This window comes from uncultured Jatrophihabitans sp., from assembly GCF_964251945.1.
Lineage (GTDB): Bacteria > Actinomycetota > Actinomycetes > Mycobacteriales > Jatrophihabitantaceae > Jatrophihabitans.
Genome location: NZ_CAXULP010000006.1, coordinates 183,999 through 199,750, shown reverse-complemented (window position 1 = coordinate 199,750; position 15,752 = coordinate 183,999). Strand labels below are relative to the sequence as shown.

The 15,752-nt window shown below is 70.8% G+C and carries 15 protein-coding genes; 7 read left to right on the top strand and 8 right to left on the bottom strand.

What is annotated here, in order from left to right:
* Positions 1-67: 67 nt before the first annotated feature.
* Positions 68-640 carry a cob(I)yrinic acid a,c-diamide adenosyltransferase gene (locus ACFFBG_RS13755; RefSeq protein WP_375479602.1) on the bottom strand — a complete coding sequence of 191 codons (573 nt, stop codon included), beginning with the start codon at positions 638-640 and terminating at the stop codon, positions 68-70.
* A gap of 56 nt (positions 641-696) precedes the next feature.
* On the opposite strand from ACFFBG_RS13755, the gene murA reads away from it, so the two are divergent.
* Entirely contained in the window at positions 697-1,977 is a 1,281-nt protein-coding gene (gene murA / locus ACFFBG_RS13750; protein ID WP_375479600.1) for a UDP-N-acetylglucosamine 1-carboxyvinyltransferase, read from the top strand.
* Here the strand turns inward: murA and ACFFBG_RS13745 are convergent.
* The 3 genes from ACFFBG_RS13745 to ACFFBG_RS13735 all read right to left on the bottom strand — a co-directional run bounded on the left by ACFFBG_RS13745 (position 1,957) and on the right by ACFFBG_RS13735 (position 3,703).
* Positions 1,957-2,748 carry a CDP-alcohol phosphatidyltransferase family protein gene (locus ACFFBG_RS13745; protein WP_375479598.1) on the bottom strand — a complete coding sequence of 264 codons (792 nt, stop codon included), beginning with the start codon at positions 2,746-2,748 and terminating at the stop codon, positions 1,957-1,959. The genes murA and ACFFBG_RS13745 overlap by 21 nt on opposite strands.
* A 52-nt stretch (positions 2,749-2,800) precedes the next feature.
* The gene (locus tag ACFFBG_RS13740; protein WP_375479596.1) at positions 2,801-3,112 is read right to left on the bottom strand and encodes a hypothetical protein; all 312 of its coding nucleotides are present in this window, start codon (positions 3,110-3,112) and stop codon (positions 2,801-2,803) included.
* A gap of 87 nt (positions 3,113-3,199) precedes the next feature.
* On the bottom strand, positions 3,200-3,703 hold the full coding sequence (locus ACFFBG_RS13735) for a phosphoribosyltransferase (RefSeq protein ID WP_375479594.1): 504 nt from the start codon (positions 3,701-3,703) through the stop codon (positions 3,200-3,202).
* A gap of 109 nt (positions 3,704-3,812) precedes the next feature.
* On the opposite strand from ACFFBG_RS13735, the gene ACFFBG_RS13730 reads away from it, so the two are divergent.
* On the top strand, positions 3,813-5,798 hold the full coding sequence (locus ACFFBG_RS13730) for a protein meaA (RefSeq protein WP_375479592.1): 1,986 nt from the start codon (positions 3,813-3,815) through the stop codon (positions 5,796-5,798).
* 89 nt (positions 5,799-5,887) lie between these two features.
* On the opposite strand, the gene ACFFBG_RS13725 is transcribed toward ACFFBG_RS13730, so the two are convergent.
* The gene (locus tag ACFFBG_RS13725; protein WP_375479590.1) at positions 5,888-6,736 is read right to left on the bottom strand and encodes an aldo/keto reductase; all 849 of its coding nucleotides are present in this window, start codon (positions 6,734-6,736) and stop codon (positions 5,888-5,890) included.
* Between the two features lie 152 nt (positions 6,737-6,888).
* Between ACFFBG_RS13725 and nucS the strand changes: the two genes are divergently transcribed.
* From nucS to ACFFBG_RS13710, 3 genes are all read left to right on the top strand, one after another.
* Complete coding sequence (gene nucS, locus ACFFBG_RS13720; protein ID WP_375479588.1) at positions 6,889-7,548, top strand: endonuclease NucS; 660 nt, start codon at positions 6,889-6,891, stop codon at positions 7,546-7,548.
* Between the two features lie 121 nt (positions 7,549-7,669).
* Complete coding sequence (locus ACFFBG_RS13715; RefSeq protein ID WP_375479586.1) at positions 7,670-8,425, top strand: enoyl-CoA hydratase; 756 nt, start codon at positions 7,670-7,672, stop codon at positions 8,423-8,425.
* 142 nt (positions 8,426-8,567) lie between these two features.
* Positions 8,568-10,343: a 3-hydroxyacyl-CoA dehydrogenase family protein gene (locus ACFFBG_RS13710; RefSeq protein WP_375479584.1), complete on the top strand. Its 1,776-nt coding sequence runs from the start codon at positions 8,568-8,570 to the stop codon at positions 10,341-10,343.
* Positions 10,344-10,399: 56 nt separating this feature from the next.
* On the opposite strand, the gene ACFFBG_RS13705 is transcribed toward ACFFBG_RS13710, so the two are convergent.
* The 3 genes from ACFFBG_RS13705 to mce all read right to left on the bottom strand — a co-directional run bounded on the left by ACFFBG_RS13705 (position 10,400) and on the right by mce (position 13,282).
* A complete protein-coding gene (locus ACFFBG_RS13705) occupies positions 10,400-11,404 on the bottom strand; it encodes a hypothetical protein (protein WP_375479582.1) in 1,005 nt (334 codons plus the stop codon).
* 52 nt (positions 11,405-11,456) lie between these two features.
* Entirely contained in the window at positions 11,457-12,785 is a 1,329-nt protein-coding gene (gene ccrA, locus ACFFBG_RS13700; RefSeq protein ID WP_375479580.1) for a crotonyl-CoA carboxylase/reductase, read from the bottom strand.
* A 68-nt stretch (positions 12,786-12,853) separates the two neighbouring features.
* A complete protein-coding gene (mce, locus tag ACFFBG_RS13695; RefSeq protein WP_375479578.1) occupies positions 12,854-13,282 on the bottom strand; it encodes a methylmalonyl-CoA epimerase in 429 nt (142 codons plus the stop codon).
* 181 nt (positions 13,283-13,463) lie between these two features.
* Here mce and ACFFBG_RS13690 point away from each other — a divergent pair, with 181 nt between their 5' ends.
* Together ACFFBG_RS13690 and meaB are read left to right on the top strand one after the other, a co-directional pair.
* Positions 13,464-14,654: an acetyl-CoA C-acetyltransferase gene (locus ACFFBG_RS13690; protein WP_375479576.1), complete on the top strand. Its 1,191-nt coding sequence runs from the start codon at positions 13,464-13,466 to the stop codon at positions 14,652-14,654.
* Between the two features lie 83 nt (positions 14,655-14,737).
* Positions 14,738-15,706 (top strand): methylmalonyl Co-A mutase-associated GTPase MeaB, encoded by a 969-nt coding sequence (meaB, locus tag ACFFBG_RS13685; RefSeq protein WP_375479574.1) that lies wholly within the window; start codon positions 14,738-14,740, stop codon positions 15,704-15,706.
* The last annotated feature ends 46 nt before the right edge of the window (positions 15,707-15,752 follow it).

Here is a 15,752-nt window from a genome sequence, read left to right as displayed (position 1 = left end):
GCTCAGCACCGTGGCGGCCTTGGGGCGGCGGCGCGCTCGGCGGGTCGTGCCCCTATGGGGCCAAGCCTCACCGTTCGCCGCCGGGGCGCCACAAGACGTCGCCGCCGGGGTTGGCGACCCGGCAGAGGATGAACAGCAGATCCGAGAGTCGGTTCAGATACAGCATCGCGTCGCGGTTCGTCCGCTGCGGCTCCGCCTCCCACAGCGCCCACGCGCTGCGCTCGGCGCGGCGCGCGAGCGTGCGCGCCTGGTGCAGCAGCGCAGCCCCGGCCGTGCCGCCCGGCAGCAGGAAGCTGCTCAGCTTCGGCAGCTCCTCGTTGAACCGGTCGCACCAGCCCTCCAGCCGCTCGACGTAGGCCGGCTCGACCCGCAGCGGCGCGTATGGCGGATCGGGCACCACGGGCGTGCACAGGTCCGCCCCGACGTCGAACAGGTCGTTCTGGATCGTCTGGAGCACCGCCGCGACGTCGGCGGGCAGGTCGCCGAGCGCGAGCGCGACCCCGATCGCGGCGTTGGTCTCGTCGCAGTCCGCGTAGGCGCCGACCCGGGGGTGGGTCTTCGGCACCCGGGACATGTCGCCCAGCGCGGTCGTGCCGTCGTCGCCGGTCTTGGTGTAGATGCGGGTGAGGTGCACGGCCATACCGCCGACCTTAGGACGTGCGCCGCCGCCGCCGCGCGGACGTTAGCCTTGCCCGGGTGCAGGTCTTGCGAGTGACGGGCGGCGCGCGGCTGGCCGGCGCCGTGGACGTCGTCGGCGCGAAGAACAGCGTCCTCAAGCTGATGGCCGCCACGCTGCTCGCCCCCGGGGCGACGACGATCGGCAACCTGCCGGCGATCTCGGATGTGACGATCATGCGCCAGCTGCTCGAGGGCATGGGCTGCGGCGCCGTCGAGATCAAGGACGGCCCGGTCGACCGGGTGACCATCACGGTGCCCGACGAGCTCAGCCCCGAGGCGCCCTACGAGTTCGTCCGCAAGATCCGCGGGTCGATCTGCGTGCTCGGCCCGCTGATCGCCCGCACCGGGGCGGCGAAGGTCGCGTTGCCGGGCGGCGACGCGATCGGCACCCGGCCCCTCGACATGCACTTCGCCGGCCTGGAGCGGATGGGCGTCGACATCCGCGTCGAGCACGGTTACGTGGTCGCCGAGGCGGGCGACCTGCGCGGCGCCCCGATTTGGCTGGACTTCCCGAGCGTCGGCGCCACCGAGAACATCATGACCGCCGCGGTGCTGGCGAAGGGCACGACGGTCATCGACAACGCCGCCCGCGAGCCGGAGATCGTCGACCTGTGCCGGATGCTCGTCTCGATGGGCGCGCTCATCGACGGCATCGGCACGTCCACGCTCGAGATCACCGGCGTCGAGGGGCTGCGGCCCACCAGCCACGACGCCGTCTCGGACCGGATCGTCGCCGGCACCTGGGCGATGGCCGCGCTCGCGACCCGCGGCGACATCACGGTGCGCGGCGCGGATCCGGCGCACTTGCGCATCGCCCTGGACAAGGTGGCGCGGGCGGGGGGCGAGGTCGAGGCGCTGGCCGACGGCTTCCGGGTCGCCATCGATCGTCGGCCGAAGAGCTTCGACGTCGTCACGCTGCCCTACCCGGGGCTGGCCACGGATCTGCAGCCGCAGGCGATCGCTGCGCTGTCGGTCGCCGACGGCACCGCGATGATCACCGAGAACCTGTTCGAGGCGCGGTTCATGTTCTGCGACGAGATCTCCCGGATGGGCGCGGATGTGCGCACCGACGGCCACCACGCGGTGGTTCGCGGCAAGGAACGGCTGTCCGGGGCGCCGGTGCGGGCCACCGACATCCGCGCCGGCGTCGGCCTGGTCATCGCCGGGCTCGTCGCCGAGGGGGTCACCGAGGTGGCCGAGATCCACCACATCGACCGCGGCTACGTCCGGTTCGAGGAGCAGCTGCGCGGGCTCGGCGCGGAGATCGAGCGGGTCGAGTCAGCGAGCTTCGGCGGTTGACGCCGGTTGCGCCGCGGCGACGGCCGCCCCGCGTTGCCGCTGGCGGCGGTCGTGCAGGGCGCGGATCGCGGCGAGCAGGACGAAATAGGCGCTGCCGGCGTAGAGCATGATCTTCACGTAGAGGTGGTGGTGTGGCAGCGCGAACGCGCCGAGCGCCACCCCGCCGATCCACACCACTGCGCCGACCAGCGTGTACGGCCGCATGAACTTCGCCCGGGCGATGTGCGGGTACGGCATGTTGGACAGCGTCAGGACGGACAGAACCAGCGTGATGATGGCGCCGACGACGGTGCGCGCCTCCATCAGGTACAGCAGCGGGCCGACGATGTTCCAGGCGGCCGGGAAGCCGCGGAACCAGTTGTCGTCGGTCATCATGTCCTTGCGCGCGAACCAGATCGCGGACGTGAAGACCATGACGCACAGCACGGCGATGCCGTAGTTGTTCTGCGGCACGACCGCGAACTGGTACATGAAGCAGGCCGGGACGATGACGCACGTCACGTAGTCGATGATCAGGTCGAGCAGGAAGCCGTCGATCAGCGGCACCCGCCGCTCGACTTGCAGCGCGCGGGCGATCGGGCCGTCCACGCCGTCGATCAGCAGGGTGATCAGCAGCCAGATGATCGCCGGGCCCGGCCGGCCGACGAGGACGTCGCGCAGCGCCAGCATCGCGGCGACGATGCCCAGCGTGGTGAAGGTGTGCACGAGCCACGCGGAGCCCCACTGGCCTGGGGAGAACTCGTCCCCGGAGTGGCGAAACGGCGAGGTCATTGCTCGACAGTAAGCGGTGCGGCGCCCCGACGAAAGTTGGACACCCCGTCGCTCACGTGCCGAGCAGGATCCGGGCGGCGTCCGCGTCGCCGTGGAACACCAGCACGTCCATCGTCCCGTCCCGGCGGCGCGACATCGACGAGCGGATGTCCGCCTCGCCCAGCCGGGCTCGGCGCTCGAGCGCCTCCTGCCGGCTCACGCCGGTCAGCACGACGGTCAGCAGCCCGAGGTCAGGCGACTGCGCGGCGTCGACCGGGCGGGTGATCGAGCGCGGCCGGGACGGCTTGAAGATCCAGCGCAACACCAGCCCGAGCAGCAGGATGACGACGATGGCCACGATGCCGGCCCGCGGATCGTCGCCCATCGCTCCATGATGCCCGCCGTCGATGTGCAGACGCGCCGCGCGATCCCGGGGCGTCTGCACAAGATCGCGTCGAGCGCGGGCCCGGCCTCACGCGTCCTTGTTGCGGGCGCCGGTGACGGGCGGCCGGTCCGACCACGGGAAGTCGATCCAGCGCTCGGTGCGCCGCCACACGTACTCGCAGTGCACGGTGCTGCGCGGCTTCTCATAGACCACCGCGCAGCGCACCTCGGCGACATGCTGCTGGCAGTAGTTCTTGACCAGCGCCAGCGTGGCCCCGGTGTCGGCGACGTCGTCGGCCACCAGCACCTTCGCGCCGCGCAGGTCGACCGGCTCGGGCACCGGCGGCAGCATTACCGGCATCTCCAGCCGCTCGTCGACGCCGGTGTAGAACTCGACGTTCATCACGTGCAGGTTCTTGACGTCCAGGGCGTAGCCGAGCGCGCCCGCGACGAACAGCCCGCCCCGGGCGATCGAGAGGATCAGGTCTGGCGCGAAGCCGTCCGCGTGCACCGTCTCGGCCAGCTCGCGGCTGGCCTGGCCGAACAGCTGCCAGCTGAGGATCTCGTGCTCGTCGGCCGCGGCAACCGTCACGCCGGACAGCCTGCCAGAGCTGCGAAGTCAGCCACAGTGCCCGCGCGATCGCCGGGCGGCGCGCCGCGGGCGGGAATACACTCCGCGAAATACTCGGAGGTCCAAGCACATGCCCTTTCCCAGCGACGACAAGCCCGACCGCCCCTGGCTGATGCGCACCTACGCCGGCCACTCGTCGGCCGGCGCGTCCAACACGCTCTACCGGCGGAACCTGTCGAAGGGGCAGACGGGGCTGTCCGTCGCGTTCGACCTCCCGACGCAGACCGGCTACGACCCGGACGCGGAGCTTGCGCGCGGCGAGGTCGGCAAGGTGGGCGTGCCGGTGTCGCACATCGGCGACGTGCGGGCGCTGTTCGACGGCATTCCCATGGAGCAGATGAACACCTCTATGACGATCAACGCGCCGGCCATGTACCTGCTGGCGCTCTACCTGTCGGTGGCCGAGGAGCACGACGCGGATTTCGCAAAGCTGACCGGCACGACGCAGAACGACATCATCAAGGAGTACCTGTCGCGGGGGACCTACGTCTTCCCGCCCGCGCCGTCGATGCGCCTGATCACCGACATGATCGCCTACACCGTCGCGCACGTGCCGAAGTGGAACCCGATCAACGTCTGCAGCTACCACCTGCAGGAGGCCGGCGCGACGCCCGTGCAAGAGGTCGCGTTCGCGCTGTGCACGGCGATCGCGGTGCTCGACTCGGTGCGCGACTCCGGCCAGGTGCCGGAAGCCGAGTTCGGCGAGGTCGTCGCCCGCATCTCCTTCTTCGTCAACGCCGGCGTGCGGTTCGTCGAAGAGATGTGCAAGCTGCGCGCGTTCGGCCGGCTGTGGGACGAGATCACCCTCGAGCGCTATGGCGTGCAGAACGCGAAGCACCGCCGGTTCCGCTACGGCGTGCAGGTGAACTCGCTCGGGCTCACCGAGGCCCAGCCGGAGAACAACGTCTACCGGATCCTGCTCGAGATGCTCGCGGTGACGATGTCGAAGGACGCCCGGGCCCGCGCCGTGCAGCTGCCGGCGTGGAACGAGGCGCTCGGCCTGCCGCGGGCGTGGGACCAGCAGTGGTCGCTGCGCATGCAGCAGGTGCTGGCGTTCGAGTCCGACCTGCTGGAGTACGAGGACCTGTTCGAGGGGTCGAAGGTGGTCGAGGCGAAGGTCGGGCAGATCGCGGCCGGCGCGCGCGCGGAGATCGACCGGATCCTGGACATGGGCGGCGCGGTGGCCGCGGTCGAGTCCGGCTACCTGAAGTCCGCGCTCGTCTCCTCGCTCGCGATGCGCCGCCGGCGGATGGAATCCGGCGAGGACGTCGTGGTCGGCGTGAACTCCTACACCGAGAGCGAGCCGAACCCGCTGGTCGGCGGCTCGGACGGCGGCATCCTCACCGTCGATCCGGCGGTGGAGGAGTCGGCCAAGAGCGCGATCCGCGAGTGGCGCGCCGGGCGCAACGCCGCCGACGTGGACGACGCGCTCACCGCGCTGCGCGACGCCGCGAAGACCGAGGAGAACCTGATGGCCGCGTCGCTGAGGTGCGCGAAGGTGGGCGTCACCGTCGGGGAGTGGTCGGGCGTGTTGCGCGAGGTGTTCGGCGAGTACCGGCCGCCGACGGGTGTGGCCGGCGCGAGCGGCGGCGGGCACGAGGGGTCGTTGGCCGAGGTCCAGCGGCGGGTTCGCGCGCTCGGCGACCGGCTCGGCCGGCCGCTGAAGTTCCTGGTGGGCAAGCCCGGCCTGGACGGGCATTCAAACGGCGCCGAGCAGATCGCGGTGCGCGCGCGCGACGCCGGCTTCGAGGTCGTCTACTCCGGCATCCGCTTGACGCCGGCGCAGATCATCGCCGCGGCTGTCGAGGAGGACGTCGACGTCGTCGGGCTGTCGGTGCTGTCCGGGTCGCACATGTCGGTGGTGCCGGACGTCGTCGAGGGGCTGCGCCGCGAGGGCCTGGACGATGTCCCGGTCGTCGTCGGCGGGATCATCCCCGAGGCGGACGCGGCCACTTTGGCGAGGGCGGGCGTGGCGCGGGTGTTCACGCCGAAGGACTTCGCGATCAGCGACGTGCTCGCCGAGATCGTCGACGCCATCGAGGCCGCCCGCGCCTGAGCGTCGTCGCGTCCTGTCATGCTCTGCGGCCGCCATGGCGACCGCTGGGCATGACGGAGGGGGCCGTAAAGCCGCTCCGAAGGGCCTCGTCAGTCGGGGATCATGTCGAACGTGTCCGGGTCCGGTCCGGTGCGCTCGTGGCGATCCAGCCCGGTGATGGCCTGGACGTCCTCGCCGGAGAGTTCGAAGTCGAAGATGTCGATGTTCTCCGTGATCCGCTCCGGGTTCACCGACTTCGGAAACACGATGTCCCCGCGCTCGATGTGCCAGCGCAGCACCACCTGCGCAGGCGACTTGCCGACGCGCTGGGCGATCTCGATGATCGTCGGGTCGTCGAGCACCTTGCCCTGCGCGATCGGCGACCACGCCTCGACGGCGATCTGGTGCTCGACGCAATAACGCCGCAACTCGTTCTGCGCGAGGTACGGGTGCACCTCCACCTGGTTGACCGCCGGGGTGATGTCGGCTTCGTCGCGCAGCCGGTTGAGATGGTTGGTTTGGAAGTTCGAGACGCCGATCGACTTGGCGCGCCCGTCGTGCTGGAACTCCTCGAGCGTCTTCCAGGTCGAGACGAAGTCGCCGTCGTAGCGGGTGGGCAGCGGCCAGTGGATGAGGAACAGGTCGACGTAGTCCAAGCCGAGCTCGCTCAGCGTCCGGTCGAAGAAGCGCCGGGCGTCGTCCGGCCGGTGGGCGTTGTTGTTCAGCTTTGAGGTCACCCACACCTCGTCGCGCGGCAAACCGGATTGCCGAACGGCCTCGCCGACCTCCTTCTCGTTGCCGTACATCTCCGCGGTGTCGATGTGCCGGTAGCCGGCCTCGAACGCGGCGAGGGTGGCCTTCACGGTGTCCTTCGGCTCGATCTGAAAGACGCCGAAGCCGAACTGCGGGATCGTCCGGCCGTCGTTGAGCGTGATGCCTGGGACGTGGGATGTGGTCACGTGAGCTGAACTCCTTCTCGGCGTGGGTTGGCCCCGCTGCGGCGGCGCGTGCGGCGCGCTCGGCGTGTCGAGCCGCAGCGGGGCCAAGTCTGCTCGCCGATCGGCCTACCCGAGCCGGCCGCGGCACTCACGCCGCCGCTAGCCTGCCTCCTGTGCGCCTGGTGATCGCCCGCTGCAGCGTCGACTACGTCGGCCGGCTGACCGCTCACCTGCCGCTCGCCACCCGGCTGTTGCTGGTCAAGGCCGACGGCTCGGTGCTCGTCCACTCCGACGGCGGGTCGTACAAGCCGCTGAACTGGATGAGCCCGCCGTGCTCGCTGGTCGAGGGCGACGGCGCCTGGACGGTCACGAACAAGGCCGGCGAACAGCTGATCATCACCCTCGAGTCCGTCGACCACGACTCGGCGCACGACCTCGGCGTCGACCCGGGGTTGGTCAAGGACGGCGTCGAGGCGCACCTGCAGAAGTTGCTCGCCGAGCACGTCCACACTCTCGGCGCGGGCTACCGGCTCGTGCGGCGCGAGTACCCCACGCCGATCGGCCCGGTCGACCTGCTCGTGCGCGACCCTGGCGGCATGTCGGTGGCCGTGGAGATCAAGCGCCGCGGCGAGATCGACGGCGTCGAGCAGCTGACGCGTTATCTCGACCTGCTCAACCGCGATCCGCTGCTCGCGCCGGTGCGCGGGGTCTTCGCCGCTCAGGAGATCAAGCCGCAGGCCCGCACGCTCGCGCTCGATCGCGGCATCGAGTGCCTGGTGCTCGACTACGACGTCCTGCGCGGCATCGACAACGTCGAAGACCGTCTGTTCTAGTCATCAGTGGTCACTTGGACCCGTCAGTGGGCGGAAATCCGCGACCACTCACCGCGAAAGTGACCACTGTCGGCAGAGGGCCCCCGCTGCGCCGCCCGCCCCCTCTGGGACAGTGCACGGCATGTCTCTCGTGTTGCTGACGGACGGACCTGCCGACGGTGTTCGGGTGCTGACCCTCAACGACCCCGACAAGCGCAACGCGATGTCGCCGTCGCTGCAGGAGGCGCTCGGCGCCGCCGTCGACCAGGTCGCCGCCGATCCAGGCGCCCGGGTGCTCGTCGTCGCCGGCGCAGGCTCGGCGTTCAGCGCCGGCGCCGACCTGCCCGCGGTCTTCGGCGGCGCCGATCGCGACGTCGTCGAGATCCGGGCCGGACTGCTGGCGATCTACGACAGCTTCCTGCGTGTCCGCCGCCTGCCGATCCCGACGATCGCCGCGGTGCACGGCGCTGCAGTCGGCGCGGGCGTCAATCTGGCAATGAGCTGCGACGTCCGAATTGCCGGGGCGCGGGCCAAGTTCGGCGTCACCTTCACCAAGCTCGGGATTCACCCGGGCGGCGGCTGCACCTGGTTCCTGACCCAGGCGCTGGGCCGGCAACGCGCGCTGTCCATCGTGCTCGACGGCGACGTGCTCGACGCCGACGAGGCGCTGCGCCTCGGGCTCGTCCTGCAGATCGCCGAGGATCCGTTGGCCGCCGCGCTCGAGCGGGCCGCGCGCTGGGCTGCGATCGACCCGCCGCTCGCGCAGGACATCAAGCGGGCGGTCGGGCTGGCCGAGACGGCCGGCTTCGACGCCACGCTTGACTTCGAGGGCTGGGCGCAGGCCGCGTCGACCCGCAGCCCGCTGCTGCAGGAGGCCATCGCCCGCCTCAGCGGCTGACCCGTCGCCCTGCCTTGGTGCCCGAGGTGGCCGCGTTTCGACGCCAAAACGCAGCCAGCTGAGGCGCCAAGGCAGGGCACCTCAGCCGCATCGGCGTCCCGCGTTAGGGTCGGGCGGCAACAAAACGCACGAGAGGACGGGTATGGCGCGCGAATTCCAGCAAGTCGGCGTGGTCGGGCTCGGCACGATGGGCGCCGGGATCGTCGAAGTCTTCGCGCGCAACGGGCTCACGGTCGTCGCCGTGGATAAGGACCCCGCCAGCGTCGAGCACGGCCGGGCGACGCTGGAGCACTCGACCGGGCGCGCGGTCGAACGCGGCAAGCTCGCCGCCGAGGACCAGCAGGACCTGCTCGGCCGGATCACCTGGGTCAGCGACCTGGGCGCGCTCGCCGAGGCGGACCTGGTGATCGAGGCGGTGCCTGAGCACCTCGAGCTCAAGCGGGCGATCTTCACCGAGCTGGACACCCTCTGCAAGCCCGACACCGTGCTCGCCAGCAACACCTCCTCGCTGTCGGTGACCGAGATCGCCGTGTCGACCGGGCGTCCCGGCAAGGTCGTCGGCCTGCACTTCTTCAACCCGGCGCCGGTGATGAAGCTCGTCGAGATCGTGCGCACGGTGGTCACCGAGCAGGAGGTGATCGACGACGTCGAGGCGTTCGCCCAGCGGCTCGGCAAGGTCGACGTCACCATCGGCGACCGCGCCGGCTTCATCGCCAACGCGCTGCTGTTCGGCTATCTCAACCACGCCGTGTCCCTCTACGAGACCCGCTACGCCACCCGCGAGGACATCGACGCGGCGATGAAGCTGGGCTGCGGGCTGCCGATGGGCCCGTTGGCGCTGCTCGACCTGATCGGCATCGACACCGCCTACGAGATCCTGGTGACGATGTACGCGCAGTCGCGCGACCGGCTGCACGCGCCGCAGCCGCTGTTCAAGCAGATGATGACCGCCGGCCTGCTCGGCCGGAAGTCCGGCCGCGGCTTCTACACCTACGACGCGCCCGGCTCCTCCGCCGTCGTCCCGGACGCGCTCACCCCGGCTGCGGGCGCCGCGGCGCAGGGCGCGCGCGTGGTGTCCCAGGTCGGCGTCGTGGGCTCGGGGACGATGGCCACCGGCATCATCGAGGTGTTCGCGAAGGCCGGTTACGAGGTCACCTTCGTCGCCCGGTCGGCGGAGAAGACCGACAAGGTGGTCAAGGCGGTCACCCGCTCGCTGGACAAGGCGGTGGGCCGCGGCAAGCTCACCGAGGCGGCCCGCGACGCGGCGCTCGGCAAGATCATCCCGTCGACGTCGCTGGACGACCTGGCCGGCGTGCAGCTCGTCGTCGAGGCCGTCGTCGAAGACCTGACGGTCAAGCAGACGCTATTCGCCAACCTCGACGACATCTGCGCGCAGGGGACGGTGCTCGCCACCACGACGTCCTCGCTGCCGGTGATCGAGTGCGCTGCGGCGACGTCCCGCCCTGCCGACGTCATCGGCATGCACTTCTTCAATCCGGCCGCGGTGATGAGGCTGGTCGAGGTGGTGACGACGGTGTCCACCTCGGCTGACGTGGAGGCCACCGTGCTCGCCGTGACCGGCACGCTCGGCAAGCACGCGGTGCGCTGCGGCGACCGCGCCGGGTTCATCGTCAACGCGCTGCTGTTCCCGTACCTGAACGACGCGATCAAGATGCTGGAAGCGCACTACGCCTCGGCCGACGACATCGACTCAGCGATGAAGGTCGGCTGCGGCTACCCGATGGGGCCGTTCGAGCTGCTGGACGTCGTCGGCAACGACGTGTCGCTGGCCATCGAGCGCGAGCTGTTCCAGGAGTTCCGCGAGCCCGGCTTCGCGCCGGCGCCGCTGCTGGAGCATCTGGTGACGGCGGGCCGGCTCGGCCGCAAGACCGGCAAGGGCTTCCGCGACTACACCTGAGGTCGAGCTGGAGTCGGATTTGGCTCAAATAGCTCGCGATCAGACGTCCGGATCGGTCAGACGTCCGGGTCGCGGAGAGTCGCGAGCGAGTCCGTCGGCGGCAGGTCCGGCTCGTCCGGTGTGGCGGCCAGCGATTCCTGCAAACCCGCGCCCAGGTGATCCTGCAGACCGGACAGCCGCGCATGCGTGTCGTCGCGCAGGGAGTGCAGCCTGCGGACCTCGCGGACCGCGTCGGCGATCAGCTGACGGGCCTGCGCGCGGGCGTCCGCGACGGTCTTCGCGGCCAGCGCGTCGGCGGCCGCCTTCTGCTCCGCCTGCTCGCGGTTCGCGGCGCTGCGCCGGATGCGCTGGGTGATCTCGAAGTCCTCGGTCTGCAGCTCGCGCGCGCGGCGTGATTCCGCCTCCAGCCGCTCGCGCTCGGCCAGCGCCTCGGCGTCGAGCCGTTGCCGCTCGGCGAGCGCGGCGGCGTTGAGTCGCTCGCGCTCGGCCTCGGCGTCGGCGGACAACCGATCCTCCTCGGCCCGGGTGCGGGCGATGGACTCGGCCAGCCCGGCCTCGACCGCCGCCTTGTGCGCATCTGCCTCCGCGATCCGGACGCGGAACATCTCGTCGGCCTCCGCCTTGCGCGCGGTCGCCTCGCCGACGATCCGGTCCGCGTCGGCCTGCGCGGCGGAGCGGGTGCGCGCGGCGCTGTCCGACGCGGCGGTGCGCAGCTGCTCGGCCTGTTGCTCGGCCTCCTGGCGCAGCTTGGCGACGTCCTCGGCGGCGCTCTTCAGCCGCTGGGTGACGTGGTCGTCGACGTTGTCGACGGTCACGGCCTCCGACGCCGCGCGCAGCTGCCGGCGCAGCGACTCGAGCTTGGCCTGCGCGCTGCCCAGCTGGGCGGCGAGGTCGGCGTTGCGGGCGGCAGCCTGATCGCGCTCGGCGGCGGTGACCCGCACGTCGTCGTCGAGCCGGCTGATCTCGCGATCCACTTGCTCGCGGTCGTAGCCGCGCAGCGCGGAGTCGAAGCCGCGGCTGGAATCGTACATAGGCAGGAGGTCCGAGCTTGGATCGCTCATGCCGCCATGGTGTCACTACCGGGCGGGGGATTCCATCACCTCGCCCGCGCCCTCAGCGGTTGCGGAACCGGTTGATCGCCTCGAGGTGCCGCTCGCGCAGCTCGTGATCACGCACGCCCAGGCCCTCCTCAGGCGCCAGGCACAGCACGCCGACCTTGCCCTGATGCAGGTTGCGGTGCACGTCGTAGGTCGCTTGCCCGGTCTCGGCCAGCGGATACGCCTTCGACAGCGTCGGGTGGATCGCGCCCTTCGCGATCAGCCGGTTCGCCTCCCACGACTCGCGGTAGTTCGCGAAATGCGAGCCGACGATCCGCTTGAGCGGCATCCAGAGGTAGCGGTTGTCGTACTCGTGCATGTAGCCGGTCGTCGAGGCGCAGGTCGTGATGATGCCGCCGCGACGGGTGACGAAGACCGACGCGCCGAAGGTGTCGCGGCCAGGGTGCTCGAAGACGATGTCGATGTCGTCGCCGCCGGTGAGCTCGCGGATCTTGGCGCCGAACCGCTTCCATTCCGACGGCTGCTGAACGCCGTCCTTCCAGAACTCGTAGGCCTCCGCGCTTCGGTCGATGATGAGCTCGGCGCCCATGGCACGGCAGATCTCGGCCTTTTCGGGCGAGGAGACGACGCAGATCGGCGTCGCGCCGCCGTTCAGCGCGTACTGGGTGGCGTACCCGCCCAGGCCGCCGGACGCGCCCCACACCAGCACCGTGTCGCCCTGCTTCATCGCCGCACCGTGGTGCGAGACCAGCTGCCGGTAGGCGGTCGAGTTCACCAGCCCCGGCGCGGCGGCCTCCTCCCAGGTGAGGTGGCCGGGCTTGGGCATCAGCTGGTTGGACTTCACCAGCGCCAGCTGGGCGAGGCCGCCGAAGTTCGTCTCGAACCCCCAGATGCGCTGCTGCGGGTCCATCATCGTGTCGTCGTGACCCTGCGGATCCTCCAGCTCGACGGACAGGCAGTGCGCCACGACCTCGTCGCCCGCCTGCCATTTCGTGACGCCCGGCCCGGTGCGCAGCACGACGCCGGCGAGGTCGGAGCCGACGACGTGGTACGGCTGGTCGTGCTTCTTCGCCAGGTCCGACGAGCGTCCGTAGCGCGTGAGGAAGGAAAACGTCGAGACCGGCTCGAAGATCGACGTCCAGACGGTGTTGTAGTTGATCGCGCTGGCCATGACCGCGACGATCGCCTCGCCCGGCCCGAGTTCGGGGGTCGGGACCTCCTGCAGGTGCAGGCTCTTGCGCGGGTCCTTCTCCTTGGTGGTGAGCCCGGCGAACATCTCCACCTCGTCGGCCCGCACGACCATGCCCTCGTAGCTGTCGGGCACCGGAAGGTCGGCCACGGCGGCGAGATCGTCGCTGAGGATCGCGTTGCGGATGTCGTCCACGGGGAGGTTGCCTTTCGCCAGCAGGAGGTCGGGATATGTTACCGGACGGTAACCAGAGGTGTGCCGAGTCAGTGCGCGCCCGCCGCGGGCTCGACGAGCTCGACCAGCACGCCGCGGGCGTCCTTCGGGTGGATGAAGTTCACCCGGCTATTGGCGGTGCCGCGGCGCGGCTCGTCGTAGAGCAGCCGCATGCCGCGCTCGCGCAGCGTGGCCGAGACCTTGTCGATGTCGTCGACGGTGTAGGCGACCTGCTGCACGCCCGGGCCGCTGCGGTCGAGGAACTTCGCGATCGTCGACTCCGGGGTGAGCGGGGCGAGCAGCTGGATGCGGGTGGCGCCGTCTCCGACGGCGAGCATGGCCTCGCGGACGCCCTGCTCCGCGTTGACCTCCTCGTGCACGCTCACGATCCCGAACGTCTCGGCGTAGAAGGCGATCGCGTCGTCGAGGTCGGGCACCGCGATGCCGACGTGGTCGATCTTGGCAAACAGGCTGCTCATCTGCCGATCGTGGCAACCTCAACCGCTTACGGGCCAATCGACGCGGCGCTCTCGTGCCCTGCTTCACAATCGGCGCGGCGAAGTGGCCGGGATAGAGTGGGTTGATCGCCCGATGGCGCGAAACCCTGGCATACCCGTGCTCAGCGCGCTATCCGCGGGCACTTCGAGGAGGCTCTTGCCCATGGCTGGATCGGTCATCGTCCACGGAGCGCGGACCCCGATGGGCCGCCTGCTCGGCTCGCTGAAGGACTTCTCCGGCGCGGATCTCGGCGGCGTCGCGATCAAGGCCGCGCTCGAGCGCTCCGGCGTTTCGCCGGACCAGGTCCAGTACGTGATCATGGGACAGGTGCTGCAGGCCGGCGCCGGCCAGATCCCCGCCCGCCAGGCCGCGCACAAGGCCGGCATTCCGCTGACCGTGCCCGCGCTGACGATCAACAAGGTCTGCCTGTCCGGCCTGGACGCGATCGCGCTCGCCGACCAGCTCATCCGCGCCGGCGAGTTCGACATCATCGTCGCGGGCGGGCAGGAGTCGATGACCCAGGCGCCGCACCTGCTGCCGAAGTCGCGCAGCGGGTTCAAATACGGCGCCGTCGAGATGGTCGACGCGATGGCCTTCGACGGCCTCACCGACATCTTCGACCACATCCCGATGGGTGAGTCGACGGACAACTTCAACAAGACGCTGGACCTCTCCCGCGAGGACCAGGACGAGTTCTCCGCGCGCTCGCACCAGCGCGCCGCGATCGCCGCCAAGAACGGCGTGTTCGACGAGGAGATCGCCCCCGTCCTGATCCCGCAGCGCAAGGGAGACCCGATCGAGTTCCGCGACGACGAGGGCATCCGCGCCGACACGACCGTCGAGTCGCTCGCCAAACTGCGCCCGGCGTTCCGCAAGGACGGCACGATCACCGCCGGGTCGGCCTCGCAGATCTCCGACGGCGCCGCCGCGGTGGTCGTGATGAGCAAGGCCAAAGCGCAGGAGCTCGGGCTGTCCTGGCTCGCCGAGATCGGCGCGCACGGCAACGTCGCCGGCCCGGACAACTCGCTGCAGTCGCAGCCCGCCAACGCGATCAAGGACGCGCTGCGCAAGGAGCAGTTGACCGTCGAGGACCTCGACCTCGTCGAGATTAACGAGGCATTCGCCGCCGTCGGCCTGCAGTCGACGAAGGAGCTTGGCGTCAGCGAGGAGATCGTCAACGTGAACGGCGGCGCGATCGCGCTCGGCCACCCGATCGGGATGTCCGGCGCCCGCCTCGCGCTCAGCCTCGCGCTCGAGCTCAAGCGGCGCGGCGGCGGGACCGGAGCGGCCGCGCTGTGCGGCGGCGGCGGCCAGGGCGACGCGCTGATCCTGCACGTCGCCAAATCCGCCTGACCGGCGACCTGCCCGAACTCGCCTTGCCTGATTCGGAGTTGTCCGCGCGTCGTCGGGCGGGAAGCCGACGAAGCGAGGACGACTTGGCGGGGTTGGTCGAGCGCGCGCGCGACGGCCAGCCGCGGGCCGTCGCCCGGCTGATCTCGCTCGTGGAGAACGACTCGCCGGTCCTGCGCGAGGTCGCCGCGTTGCTCGCACGGGGCGGTGGCGGCGCGCATCGTGAGCGCGTTGACGGCGCGGCGCAGGTGGTCGGGCTGACCGGCTCGCCCGGCGTCGGCAAGTCGACGTCGACCAACGCGCTCGTCGCGGCTCTGCGCGCGGCGGGCAAGCGGGTCGGCGTGCTGGCGGTCGACCCCTCCTCGCCGTTCTCCGGCGGCGCGCTGCTCGGCGACCGGGTGCGCATGCAGGACCACGCCACCGACGACGGCGTGTTCATCCGCTCGATGGCCTCGCGCGGGCAGCTCGGCGGGCTGTCAGCCGCCGTGCCGCAGGCGCTGCGCGTGCTCGACGCGGCGGGCTGCGACGTGGTGCTGGTCGAGACCGTCGGCGTCGGGCAGGCCGAGGTCGAGATCGCCTCGCTGGCCGACACCACGGTGCTCGTCGTCGCGCCCGGCTTCGGCGACGGCATCCAAGCCGCGAAGGCCGGCATCATCGAGATCGCCGACGTCTTCGTCGTGAACAAGGCCGACCGCGACGGCGCGGACCAGGTCGTGCGCGAGCTGCGCCACATGCAGTCGCTCGGGGGGCGGCACTCGGCCGCCGGCGCATGGCGACCGCCGATCGTGAAGACCGTGGCGGCACGCGGTGAAGGCGTCGACGACGTGCTCGCCGCCATCGAGAAGCACCGCGGCTGGCTGGCCGAGCACGGCGAGCTCGACCGGCGGCGGCAGGCGCGCGCGGCAGCTGAGATCGAGGCGATCACCCTCGGCACCGTCAAGCTGCGTTTCACCTCGGTGCATGGCTCGGCGGCGCTGGACGACGCGGCGGGCCGGGTGGTCGCCGGAGAGACGGACCCGTACACGGCCGCCGACGAGCTCGTCGCCGCGCTGTAGGCCGCGCTGTTGGTCGCGCCGGGCTAGGGTGAGCACGCACGCACAA